10 protein-coding genes and 1 pseudogene are annotated in these 11,708 nt (G+C 35.0%); 2 read left to right on the top strand and 9 right to left on the bottom strand.

Going from position 1 to position 11,708, the window contains the following annotated elements; all coding sequences use genetic code 11:
• Positions 1-159: 159 nt before the first annotated feature.
• Together HMPREF9144_RS12910 and HMPREF9144_RS07980 are read right to left on the bottom strand one after the other, a co-directional pair.
• Positions 160-522, bottom strand: a pseudogene (locus HMPREF9144_RS12910) (DNA adenine methylase); the annotation flags it as partial.
• Positions 523-1,169: 647 nt separating this feature from the next.
• Entirely contained in the window at positions 1,170-2,975 is a 1,806-nt protein-coding gene (locus tag HMPREF9144_RS07980) for a MutS-related protein (RefSeq protein WP_006045442.1), read from the bottom strand.
• 362 nt (positions 2,976-3,337) lie between these two features.
• Between HMPREF9144_RS07980 and gdhA the strand changes: the two genes are divergently transcribed.
• Together gdhA and HMPREF9144_RS07970 are read left to right on the top strand one after the other, a co-directional pair.
• Positions 3,338-4,681 (top strand): NADP-specific glutamate dehydrogenase, encoded by a 1,344-nt coding sequence (gene gdhA / locus HMPREF9144_RS07975; RefSeq protein WP_006045441.1) that lies wholly within the window; start codon positions 3,338-3,340, stop codon positions 4,679-4,681.
• A 95-nt stretch (positions 4,682-4,776) separates the two neighbouring features.
• Positions 4,777-5,460 carry a septal ring lytic transglycosylase RlpA family protein gene (locus tag HMPREF9144_RS07970; RefSeq protein WP_040595660.1) on the top strand — a complete coding sequence of 228 codons (684 nt, stop codon included), beginning with the start codon at positions 4,777-4,779 and terminating at the stop codon, positions 5,458-5,460.
• A gap of 266 nt (positions 5,461-5,726) precedes the next feature.
• Here HMPREF9144_RS07970 and HMPREF9144_RS07965 read toward each other — a convergent pair whose 3' ends face one another.
• From HMPREF9144_RS07965 to HMPREF9144_RS07935, 7 genes are all read right to left on the bottom strand, one after another.
• Positions 5,727-6,569, bottom strand: a complete 843-nt coding sequence (locus HMPREF9144_RS07965; RefSeq protein WP_040595424.1) for a hypothetical protein — start codon at positions 6,567-6,569, stop codon at positions 5,727-5,729.
• Positions 6,570-6,792: 223 nt separating this feature from the next.
• Positions 6,793-7,149 (bottom strand): hypothetical protein, encoded by a 357-nt coding sequence (locus HMPREF9144_RS07960; RefSeq protein WP_006045438.1) that lies wholly within the window; start codon positions 7,147-7,149, stop codon positions 6,793-6,795.
• Positions 7,150-7,721: 572 nt separating this feature from the next.
• Positions 7,722-8,894: a serine hydrolase domain-containing protein gene (locus tag HMPREF9144_RS07955; protein ID WP_006045437.1), complete on the bottom strand. Its 1,173-nt coding sequence runs from the start codon at positions 8,892-8,894 to the stop codon at positions 7,722-7,724.
• 169 nt (positions 8,895-9,063) lie between these two features.
• Positions 9,064-9,444: a hypothetical protein gene (locus HMPREF9144_RS07950; RefSeq protein WP_006045436.1), complete on the bottom strand. Its 381-nt coding sequence runs from the start codon at positions 9,442-9,444 to the stop codon at positions 9,064-9,066.
• A 187-nt stretch (positions 9,445-9,631) separates the two neighbouring features.
• Positions 9,632-10,090 (bottom strand): DUF5606 family protein, encoded by a 459-nt coding sequence (locus HMPREF9144_RS07945; RefSeq protein WP_006045435.1) that lies wholly within the window; start codon positions 10,088-10,090, stop codon positions 9,632-9,634.
• A gap of 19 nt (positions 10,091-10,109) precedes the next feature.
• Complete coding sequence (coaE, locus tag HMPREF9144_RS07940; RefSeq protein WP_006045434.1) at positions 10,110-10,682, bottom strand: dephospho-CoA kinase; 573 nt, start codon at positions 10,680-10,682, stop codon at positions 10,110-10,112.
• Positions 10,679-11,686 carry a CdaR family protein gene (locus tag HMPREF9144_RS07935; RefSeq protein WP_006045433.1) on the bottom strand — a complete coding sequence of 336 codons (1,008 nt, stop codon included), beginning with the start codon at positions 11,684-11,686 and terminating at the stop codon, positions 10,679-10,681. The genes coaE and HMPREF9144_RS07935 overlap by 4 nt, the downstream gene beginning before the upstream one ends.
• Between the last annotated feature and the right edge of the window lie 22 nt (positions 11,687-11,708).

Below are 11,708 nucleotides of genomic sequence, written 5' to 3'. Positions count from 1 at the left end.
TTTTTCTTCTTTTCTTCACTACGAACTATAATACAATGTTCATAATACTAAAGGCTGTTTTATTACGTTTTTAAATCGTTTCTATATTCTTACGAAACGTTGTTGTACCAATAAGGCTATTCAACATATAATTACTCAACTTGATGTTATCTTTTTTTGCTACATACTTTTTTTCAAATATGAGATTTTATTGTATTGATATTTTTTTGGGGTTTGTAAATAGTTATGTACCAATATTTCTGTTAGTTTTCCCTTTTACTTGGATTAGAATTGATACTCCTAGAAGCTCAAACTCTTTCTATTTTATATGTACTATACAGAATATCAAAGAAGTTATCGTCTTCTTTTTTTTCTTACAATCAGAATTACTGGGCATAAATTTATAGCCTGCGTTATTAACTCTGTCGCAAAATTTCTTTAAACGAATTTGTGCATCATCGTTAAATGGTTCTTTTGTATAATCATTGAAACTAGATGTATTACTCAATGATGATATGGTGGATCAAAATAGAAGAAAGTATCTCTATTTGCATGAATAAAATTCTTCTACTTGTACAATAACAACTTCTTTTTAAGCGCAAAGTTATAAAAAAATAGAGAAATAAAGATACCTTTCTTCAGGAATAACTATTTGAAGGCTTATTTTATGCAATGGTAAAAGTTTGCTATGTATATAGTAGTTGTTTTTTTATTTTTCATTATTTCTTTTGTCTATTAAAATGTATGTGGATCGGCTTAAAAAAACAAGTGAATATAAAATATGAAAGTACGTTGAATTGGGTTACCATTTAGCTACTGTTACGTAAGTTTCTGGGCGCAGAAATATTTTGTTATAATTTTAATATGCTGATAGTGGTATGGGACACTTCTTTTTACTTTTAGGTTGTAAGGGTATTATTCCGACTTATTGTTATGGGTTGTTGGTTATTTCTAAATTAAAATTATGTATGGATAGGAACATAAAGTATTCAGATATTGTAATAATGGAGTTTGGGGAGATATATTTTTAGTTTTTTAGTTTATGTCCCAAAAAGTTTTTATTAGAAGTGATGAGAATTGTAATTATGTTTTTTAATTTTCTAATTATGTTTTTTATTTTCTAATTAAAAATTCACTCCTTATAAAATTGTATGTTTGTGATTGCAGTGAGAGTAATTTTTAAAAGATAGTTAAGCGAGTATTTGTTTTAATAAGAAAGTTGCATTTTGGTTTTTTGCAACGCCTCTACCTATTTTATATGTATAGGTAACATTAGTGCCAAGTTCTATTTCGAACGAATAATTATGGAACCGTTGTGGGTTTTCGTCTTCGAGTTTAGAAAGTTCTAAATCGTGAGTAGCTATAACTCCTGTAACGTTTCGTTTAGAAATATACTCTAAGAATAGTCGTGAACCATTTAGTTTGTCTAACGAATTTGTACCTTTCAATATCTCGTCGAGTATTATTAAGCTTGGAACATTAGGGTCTAAACTTGCAATGAGTTGTTTTAAACGAAGCAGTTCGGCATTGAAATAACTTATGCCGTGTGTTAAATCGTCAGTTGTACGCATATTAGTAAAAAGTCGGAATACTGATACGCACATTTCTTCGGCAAATACTGGTAATCCGTTCATTGCGAGAATATAGTTTACCCCCAATGTTCGCAAAAATGTGCTTTTTCCAGCCATATTTGCTCCCGTTATAATATAATATTCATGGTTTTGAATATCGAAGTTGTTGCGTACAGCCTTTTCGCCCAAGAAGGGGTGGTAAATGTTGCGTGCTTTGTAGCTTACTTTGTTGCTATTAACAATTGTAGCTTGTTGTGCTTTGTCTTCGTTGAGGCGGAATGTAGCCATTGAAACAAGTGCATCGAAAGTACTCGATGCATAAATCCATTGGTCAGTAATAGGTTCGTATGTATGTTGCCAACGCAAAAAATGACGAATAATGGTAATGTCGAGCAAACCAAAACAGTTGAAAAGTACAATACCAATTTCGTTGCTTCTATTGTCAATTTTCTGAAGAATGCGTTCTAATTGTCCGAACGATTCCATTGCGCCCGATAGATTGTTTTTCAATTCGCATAAATGTGTAGCTGTAAACGATTGTTTATCTATTAATGTAGCCATATTCACGTATCCGTGCACCTGATTTTTTAGTTTAGATATTACTTCGTTCACCAATTTTATATATTTATGGCAACAAAATGTGGCAAGAAAAAAGTTGAATATGCCCCACCATATTGGAAGAAATGTAGGAACAAAATTGGCGATAGATAGAAATATACTAAGGTAAAAGCCTGTAAGATTGGCATAAATAAGTGTTCTAAAGGTGCGATTGGCAAAGTAGGAAGGTATTTGCAATGTGTGAATGCTGCTAAAAGCTTTGCGAATTGCTGTGGTATCTATAGTTTTTTCTACGCCTTGTGCTTTGAATTTTGATAGAAAAGGTTCGTTTTTTGCGAGTTCTTCTATGGCTTCTGCGCGCTGTTTTATGTTTTTTAGAAGTTCTGTTGTAGAGAGAGTTTCCCATTTTCCTGCTAAACATTCTGCCAAATAGTCGCTTCCTCCCAACGAAATAGTTCTATTTATTCGTTGAAATAGCGAACCTTGTCCAAATATGTCAAGGTCGAAAGTAAAAGGGTGAGTAGGTTGAAGGTAACGTTCGCCTGCGTCAAACTTTGTGTAATCGCCCTCTTGGTAAGCAATTTCCTTTTCGTATGTAAGTTTTAGAGCCAATGCATCAGCAATATCTCTATCGTTTTTTGTGTCTAAATTCCGAATATAAAAATAAAGAAATAGAACACACAATGCCACACCTAAAGTCCATGAGGCATTGTTGAGAACAGTGAACATTACAACAAAGGCAATGGAAACAGTAAACGATAATATTTCGGTAATAACGAATACACGACTTTTAGTACGCAACCTATAAATAGTTTGTGTAAGTTCTACTATTTGTTTTTTGTATAATTCATTCAAACTTTTATTCATATTGCAAAGATAAATAAAATAATTTTAAAGATGAGAGTTTCTATTCTTAAATGGAATTGTTTGCAAAAAAAGAACTTTCTATATGGTGTGAGAAGAAAAAATATAAGTAAGCAATAAAGTTGTAAAATAAGAGTATATATTGCATAAAGCTAATATATGTAGCTATTATTATGACATAAAGTAAGTAAAAGTATTTTTATTAGTTATGTGTGTATTAAAGTAAGGTCATTATAAAATTGAAAATTATTATTAGGAATACAAAAAGATACAGTTTTTATTTGGTGCTCTAATATAAAATCAATACATTTGCGGTAAATTAGATAATTTGAAATACTAACATAAACGTTTTATCAAAAATTACTATGGAAGTCAAAAAGATTATGCAGAGCCTGGAACAAAAGCACCCAGGAGAAGCAGAGTACTTACAGGCAGTACAAGAAGTCCTCGAATCTATTGAGGAAGTTTACAACCAACACCCTGAGTTTGAAAAAGCCCAGATTGTAGAAAGAATGGTAGAACCAGAACGTATATTTACATTCCGTGTAACATGGATTGACGATAATGGTAAGGTTCAAACTAATCTTGGCTATCGTGTACAGTTTAATAGCGCAATTGGTCCGTACAAAGGAGGCTTGCGTTTCCACAAAGCAGTTACACCTTCAATGTTAAAGTTCCTCGGTTTCGAGCAAACATTCAAGAATGCACTTACAACATTGCCAATGGGTGGTGGTAAAGGTGGTTCAGATTTCGATCCAGTTGGTAAATCAGATGCTGAAATTATGCGTTTCTGCCAAGCCTTTATGCTCGAACTTCGTCACAATATAGGTCCTGATCAAGATATTCCTGCAGGCGATGTAGGTGTTGGTGGTCGTGAAATAGGCTATATGAATGGTATGTATCAAAAACTTACTCGTCAATACCACACAGGTGTACTCACAGGTAAAGGTATAACTTGGGGTGGTTCTTTCTTCCGTCCAGAAGCTACTGGCTTTGGTGCACTTTATTTCACAATGCATCTTCTAAAGAAAGCAGGTAAAGACATTAAAGGTAAGAAGATATCTCTCTCTGGCTTCGGTAATGTAGCTTGGGGTGCTGCAAAGAAAGCAACTGAACTTGGTGGTAAAGTTGTTGCAATTTCTGGCCCTGATGGTGTTTGTGAAATACCCGATGGAATTACACCTGAAATGATAGATTATATGCTCGAAATGCGTAACTCTAACCGTAATAAGGTTGAAGATATGGCAACTAAGTTCCCAGGTAAAGCTAAATTTACTGCAGGTAAGAAAGCTTGGAGTATCCCTGTAGATATTGCTCTTCCATGTGCATTCCAAAATGAATTAAGCGAAGACGATGCTAAAGAATTAGTTGCTAACGGTTGCTGGTGCTGCTGCGAAGTTTCTAATATGGGCTGCCAACCGGGCGCAATTCATTATTTCCAAAAGAACGGCATACTCTTTGCTCCTGGTAAAGCGGTTAATGCTGGTGGTGTTGCTACTTCTGGACTTGAAATGACACAAAATGCTGCTCACTTAAATTGGGCTCCTGCTGAAGTAAACGAGAAACTACAGTGGATTATGGAGAGCATTCACGAGCAATGTGTTAAGTTCGGTGAACAACCAGATGGCACTGTAGACTATGTTAAGGGTGCTAATATCGCTGGCTTTATGAAGGTTGCTCAAGCAATGTTAGAGCAAGGCGTAATTTAATAAAAGTCTTCTCCTTTCCCCTTCCTACATTCTTTTTGTAGGAAGAGGGAAATAGAATGTTACGAAAAGGGGAGGACAAATGTAAATTTGTTTTTATGGATAAAACTAGAAATCACCTTTTAGTAACAATGATAATAGGCTTTACTGTTTCGACAAGCTGCTTTGCACAGTCGGACGGTAAAGCCTCTTATTATAGTAATAGCCTACACGGGCGAAAAATGAGTAACGGCGAACGTTACGATAGAAATGGTTTTACTTGTGCACATAGAACTTTGCCTTTTGGTACGCGTTTACGAGTAACAAACCCAAGAAATGGAAAGGAAGTAGAGGTACGCGTTACCGATCGTGGTCCGTATGCACATGGACGAATAGTAGATCTTTCGTATGCAGCAGCCCGAGAATTGGGTATGATTTCTAGTGGCGTAGCTTATGTAAAGGTAGAAGTATTACCAAAAGAAACTGAAATTCCATTTGCATCAGAGCAATCTGCCTTAAAAGTACCAGAGGTTGAGTATGGTTTTGCTGGTGTTTGCTATGAGTTTATTCCAGAATGGGAGGCACAAGGTAATGACGATAAGCCCAAGAATATAGAACGTAAGGTGAAGACTTCGTTGCACCCGAATAAAAATAAACGTCCTACAACAACCACTAATTCAAATACAAAAACTGTTTCTAAACCTATAAACAATAAACGTCAAACACCACAAAAGAAAGAGCAGAATAGCTGGACCAACTTCTTTAAAAATATAAAGAAAGGCGTTAGTAGTTGGTTCGACTAATGTTATTGAGCGTAACCAGCTTAAAATGTTCTACCTGTTATAGGTTAATATTTTCTATTCTCAGTAATATTAACTCAAATCCTCTGATTTGCATTACAGGGTTATAAACAAAAAAGACGCATCGTTTTTCGATGCGCCATTGTTGAGTTATTAGTTACTTAATAGCTATTCTGAGCCTTTTCATCTCTGTATTTTTAAAATATCTTTTTCTCTCTTTTTTCAAATAATGTTTGTATTGAGTCAATTTAATATTATATTGAGTCAGTTTATTTCTGTGTGCTCAGACGTAAATTCATCACTTTCGTTATACTTTTATTATCTTTGAGTATTGTAATTAAAAAGTTATATTCTCCAGTCTTAATACGGTTATCAGCCATTATTGTAGCTGTGTATCTTACAACCTCACTAGGTTTCAATAAATTTATTCTTGTTGTTGGACTAATTCTGAAGTGTCCTGAATTTGTTGCTTCGGTTATTGTGGGGTATAAATCGCTTATTGCTTGTGTTCCATTATTATGTATTTCAAATGCGATTTTACCAATCTCGCCCCTTTTTAAGATATTATTGCCATCGTTATCTGCAAAGACAACCTTACTAATTTCTATATTGGGCATCTCGTTTGTAGACGGTGTGAGTCGCTCAATACTCGACTTATTAGATAAATAGACTGGTTTTGCATTTGTTTCTGTAAACCCATTTGGAGATTCTATTTGAAAACCATATTGTCCATTATCTTCTGCATTTGTACTGTCAGACCCATTCTCATCTGTAGTTTGTGGCAAGTTGTTATATTGTTCTGTATCTATCTGTTGTTGGTAGTAAGGCTCTTGTACATCTTTTCTATTCTCTGGCGCTAAGCGCTCATTACCGTAAGCATACTCTCTACTTTTCTTTTTTGTTTTGGCATCTATAGCCGCTCCAGCAGCTGCTCCTCCTGCCATTCCGATAATTGTACCAATATCTGAGCCTCGTGCACCTCCTGCAATGCCACCGATAGCACTTCCAAGTACGCTACCTAATGAGCCTCCTGCATAGATACTGCCCATATTCGAGTCGCAACTACTTAGTAAGAAGATTGTAGCAACTCCTAATACAATTACCTTCTTCATATCTTGTTTATTTCTTTGATGTTGCAAAGGTACTATCAAATAAAGTCTCTTTGAAAATAAAAACCCTATCACGTAGGGGAATTTCCCTAAAGTGAATAGGATTTTACGAAGCTGTTTAAAGCGAATTACTGAACTGAAGCGAGGCGATAAGACTTGCAACAAGAAATTATCTTTTTCTTATTGGCATATTGACCTTCTCGCTATATGTTCTTACTCCTTTTTATTAGTGTAACCGGTTTACACCATCTTTGTTTACAAATGTAACGCCTTTTACTTTACTGAAATAGGCTACAGCCTTTTCAATGTCCCAATCGTCTGGAGTTTTAATTGCAATACCATTCAAATTTTTATATTCATACAGCACTGCACAGCCTTTCTTTTGAATAGCTTTCATTAGCGCCTTATTTCCCTTTGTTTTGTCGAAATAAATAATCAGAGTGTGATTATTATTTGCTGCATCAGATTCGTCTTCTCCACTTCCCATAATCTTTTCTTTTATGGGACATTGAGCAGAGGTTGGATTTGGTAAGGCAAACAAAATGCCTATCAATAGCATACTTATTCTAATATATTTCTTCATGTTATGAGTTTGTTTTACATATATTGTTTGCAAATATAGACATTATATTGCATTTAACCACCATTTTCTGAGTTTATTTCTACTCAATAGGGAAGAAGTGGAGATTCTTAGGAAGAGAATGCGATTGTAATGAAAACTAATTTATTATAATGAATTGTCAGATAATATATTGGTGTTCAGAATTTTATAATAATATGTGGATTGGAATATTACAGAATAGGGGAATTTATACTTCTTATCTGGCTAAATACTTTTTAAGTATAATGATATAGAGTTTTAAAGGTTGTGCTTTTTTATGATATCTAATTAGCAACTGACAGATATCTGAGACGCAACTGACAGATATCTGAGAAGAGCGTTACAGATATCTGAAACGAACGTAACCAATATCTAAGGTGTTCTGTTCTATTCGTGAGTAACTTGTAAATATTGCTCATAATTCTCCAACCTATTTTCTATAGGCTCTTCATACCAGTATATTTATAAGTTACTATATAGCATTGTTGTAAATACAAACAATTTGCTCGTCAGTGCCTACAAAATATATTCAGAATTTTAACTACTTATTTTGTTTAGAACAATTTGTCGCACAAGGAGTCGAAAAATGACATTTCCCACCCCATCCAATTGTAGTTGTTTCCTATTCGGGCAATAATCACATTCTTCTTCTGATTAATATAAATGAATTGGTGTCCGACACCAAACGCATAGAAAGAAGAGTTATCGGCATCGTTATCGCGATACTGATGGTACCAGCAATAATGATAACCTTTATTCTCGGTAGTCTTTTCTAAACTCTTGTCTATCCACTCCTTGCTGACAATCTGCTTCCCATTCCACGTACCACCATTCAAATATAATCTTCCTATCTTAGCAAGGTCATACACATTTGTAGCAATACCTCCAAAGCCTTGTGTGTGATGATGCTTACGACTGTCTATTGTAACCCATGCATCGCGTTCCATACCTAATGGTTTCCATACCTTCTCACTCATATAGTCCGCATAGGTTTTACCCGTAGCTCGTTCAATAATCCAAGAGAGTAGAGCTGTCGTTAAACTGTTATATTCATATTTCTCGCCAGGCTGACTTTTAAACTTTATGTGTCGGAAAAGTCGGGTGAAGTCGTGCCCATATTGCAGTTGAGTTATCTTGAATATTTTAAACAAACCTTTTAGAGTCAATTCATAGTCCTCGTAAAAATCGAAACCAGCCTGCATATTCAGCAGGTGGACAATACGTAACTTTTTGAATGTAGCATTGTATTGTGCCAATTCTGGAATATAATCAGTTACATAGTCGTCTACGCTCTTGATATAACCTTCGTCTACGGCAATACCACAAAGAAGCCCCGTCAACGATTTGGAAACAGAGAAAATGGTAGCATTCTTTCCTGGATAAAAAGGCTCTGTCCATTGGTCGTAAACAATACTGTCGTTATGAATAATAAGCAATTGCCCATCTTTTCCAAACCATTGTTCAACGAGTGAATCTATTCGCACCTTCTCTGCATTTCCTGCCTTTTTGTGAGTTATATACATACCTCTATTTATACAACGATGCGATGCCGCAAGTGGAAAACAAAACGGATTGTCTCCTTTGAAAATAGTGTCTCGTTCCAACTTCTGATATTCATATATATCCGGACCAGAAGGACCATCGAGTGCGAGTCCACGGAATACGCTACAACTACTAAGCAACAACATTGCTACAATAAATAGAACGTTATATGTTTTTGACGCCATAATGACAATGTATTTAAGTTTTATAGTGCAAAGTTACAAAAAATAGTCTTATATACTAAAATTATCACAAAAATAAACAACGTTACCTCTACACTTATCGCACAGAGATAACGTTGTTATTTGTATGTTGTAAAAGGCACTTACCTATCACAACTCTAAGAGAACTTATTTATTCTTTTAACTCAATATAGTCGGTAGAGTATAAAATTCTACCATCATCAATACAATGTAAATATATCAATGGTTTTATCTTACTAAGATGTTCTATTTGTCTTGTTCGAATATCTATTTTACACAAGATAAATCCCGATGTCAAAAAGCATCGAACATATTTCGGTATATATAAATGGTTGTTGCTCAATAAGAACGGGGCGCCAAAGAGATCGTCTTTACCTATCTTTTTATCATCAACAAATAAGCTACCTATTAGTGGAGACCCCTGTGCGAATTCAGTTAATCCGTCATACCTTATAATATGTTCTCCTATTTTCGACTGCAAAGGAAATACCCAAGGAGTGGCAGGTGTGTTATGAATAGTTTCAACTTGCATATCGCTACATCTTTTACCTTAATATTAATGTATGCCGTTATAACTTACATAGAGCATCAACATTCAGAGTAGTTAATTAAAGCCCTGTAGACTAATAAAACAAAATGTGGGGGCAACTCCTTTTTGATATATTCCTATTTAAGAGCAAGTTGGTAAGAAATAAAGGTACCTCGTCCAGTTTTAAACCTTACTTTTCTTCTTCTTTGCTTTCTTGATTGTCTTCTACTTCTTCCTCTCCGTCAGGTTTCAGCACTTCTTCGAAGTTTGAAATGCCAGCTTTAATCAAAATGTCGTACCACTGTAACAATTTCTTAATATCGCTATTATGCACACGGTCGCGGTCGTAATCGGGAAGAACTTCTGCAAAATAGTTCTGCAATTGCTTTGCAGACGCTTTACGCCAATCGAACGAAGATACTTTTCCTTCTTCCTTTTCACGTACATTTACTAATACTTCATACAAAGGAACATCGTCTCCTTCTGTAAACATTGAAATGTCGGAAAGGCTTGTTACTCTATCTGTCGCAAAGGTGGGAATACGTTTTTTCTTTTCATCAATAGTCTCAACTATTAAGTTCATTTTCGCATGGTTTACCAATTTGTAAAGTCCAGGCTTGCCTGCAATTGAAAGAATTGTTTGTTTCATTATGTTTTTATTAAATATATTACTTACTCAATTTTTCTATATTGTTTATAATTGCTTGTATTTGTGAATCTAAATCGCGTTGTCCATCGTTTACTATTTCATACTGACTGCGCTTTAAAACTTCGTCTTGTGGCAACTGTCGGTTTATCCACTCTTTGGCTCTTTCTGAAGTAATCTGGTCGCGATTAACAATGCGTTGTATTCTAACATTTATAGGTGCTGTTACACAAATCACCTTGTCTATATGTATGCGATTTATAAAACCGCTATCAAAGAGAATAGCACTTTCAATATAATCGTAGCCTGACTTTTCAAAATCAGCAGCAACAGCAGGGTGAATAATATTGTTTATGGCTTGTGTATTTGCTTTGTCGTGTAGCAGAAAAGAAGCCAATTCTGCTTTCTGTAGCTTTCCATTAACAAATATATTCGTGCCTACTAAGTCAGATAATTGCTTTTGTATATCAATAGAAGTGTGTATTAGCATTTTTGCAGCTTTATCGCAATCGTACACGTAAATGCCGAAGTGTTGTAATCGTTCGCAAACAAACGATTTTCCGCTACCAATACCACCTGTTATTGCTACTTTCATTTTTGTTCAATAAGATAGTCCACAACATTCACAACGGGGTGGGCATTACGTATACCATTTGGTGCAGCTTGAAGATACACATGGCATTTGTCCACCTTATGGTCTGCCACCTCATTATAGTCTGCTACAGCTTTGAACCCTTCAGGTAGCAGCTCTCTCGTTTCTATGTTCTTTGGCATAGAGCGCAATCGTTGTGCTCCTACAGCAAATTTAATCTTTACTTTGCTGGGAAATATTCGCATTGTTTTATCCGCAGGAACATTTATGGCATTAATGGGCACTTCTACATATTCTTCTGTAAGAATATCAGGATATAACTCTACCTTTACGTGGTTAGGTAATATTTTTGCGTTTTTTATCTTTGCAATCCTTACTTGTTGTGTTTTCGGCTCAGTAAAGTTCGATATTGTTAGTTGTTCGGTTGATACATATTTAATTTTGTTCAATATATCTTTTGCAGCATAGACAATAACACTGTCTGGAACTATTTGTATTCGTGAAAGATAATAGCCTTCTGTAGGAATCGCTATACCGTGAAACCTTACCGGAACTTTTTTATGTCTGCCGTGATTATACGAGAAAGTAAGATTGTTTATCTTTACACTCACTATTTTCGAACTCGAATACATTTGTAGAGTGAGTAATCGTTGTATATCGGTAGTGGAGATCTCACCAGAATTGTCAGACCGAGTACAAGCATCAAAGTCAAAAAACAATGGGCGAAAAGCGTCATCAAACATATAGCTAGCTATAACATAACCTTTGTCGCGCACAACAACCCTGACAACGGAATCTATATCACTTGTTATGACAACATTCTTAGGTATTCCTGCCAATCTAACATCTACTGTAAATTCGCGTTCATAATAGTCGTCAAGTACATTCGTAAGCCAAAATAGACCACTCAATAAAAGAAAGAACAAAAAAACCAGAAATTCCTTGTTGATTAATTTCGACAAGAAACCTCTGATTATATTTATTATATGTAGTCTCCTATTTATCATTTATGGAATCTACTTCTATTAA

The sequence above is a fragment of the Prevotella pallens ATCC 700821 genome, assembly GCF_000220255.1.
GTDB lineage: Bacteria > Bacteroidota > Bacteroidia > Bacteroidales > Bacteroidaceae > Prevotella > Prevotella pallens.
This window is presented reverse-complemented; position numbering and strand designations above follow the sequence as displayed.

What these genes read in the sequence shown, in the direction of transcription:
- HMPREF9144_RS07980 (WP_006045442.1), bottom strand. Translation starts at nt 2,975, where the DNA reads ATGAATAAAAGTTTGAATGAATTATACAAAAAACAAATAGTAGAACTT.
- HMPREF9144_RS07970 (WP_040595660.1), top strand. Translation starts at nt 4,777, where the DNA reads ATGGATAAAACTAGAAATCACCTTTTAGTAACAATGATAATAGGCTTT.
- HMPREF9144_RS07965 (WP_040595424.1), bottom strand. Translation starts at nt 6,569, where the DNA reads ATGAAGAAGGTAATTGTATTAGGAGTTGCTACAATCTTCTTACTAAGT.
- coaE (WP_006045434.1), bottom strand. Translation starts at nt 10,682, where the DNA reads ATGAAAGTAGCAATAACAGGTGGTATTGGTAGCGGAAAATCGTTTGTT.
- HMPREF9144_RS07945 (WP_006045435.1), bottom strand. Translation starts at nt 10,090, where the DNA reads ATGAAACAAACAATTCTTTCAATTGCAGGCAAGCCTGGACTTTACAAA.
- HMPREF9144_RS07935 (WP_006045433.1), bottom strand. Translation starts at nt 11,686, where the DNA reads ATGATAAATAGGAGACTACATATAATAAATATAATCAGAGGTTTCTTG.
- gdhA (WP_006045441.1), top strand. Translation starts at nt 3,338, where the DNA reads ATGGAAGTCAAAAAGATTATGCAGAGCCTGGAACAAAAGCACCCAGGA.
- HMPREF9144_RS07960 (WP_006045438.1), bottom strand. Translation starts at nt 7,149, where the DNA reads ATGAAGAAATATATTAGAATAAGTATGCTATTGATAGGCATTTTGTTT.
- HMPREF9144_RS07950 (WP_006045436.1), bottom strand. Translation starts at nt 9,444, where the DNA reads ATGCAAGTTGAAACTATTCATAACACACCTGCCACTCCTTGGGTATTT.
- HMPREF9144_RS07955 (WP_006045437.1), bottom strand. Translation starts at nt 8,894, where the DNA reads ATGGCGTCAAAAACATATAACGTTCTATTTATTGTAGCAATGTTGTTG.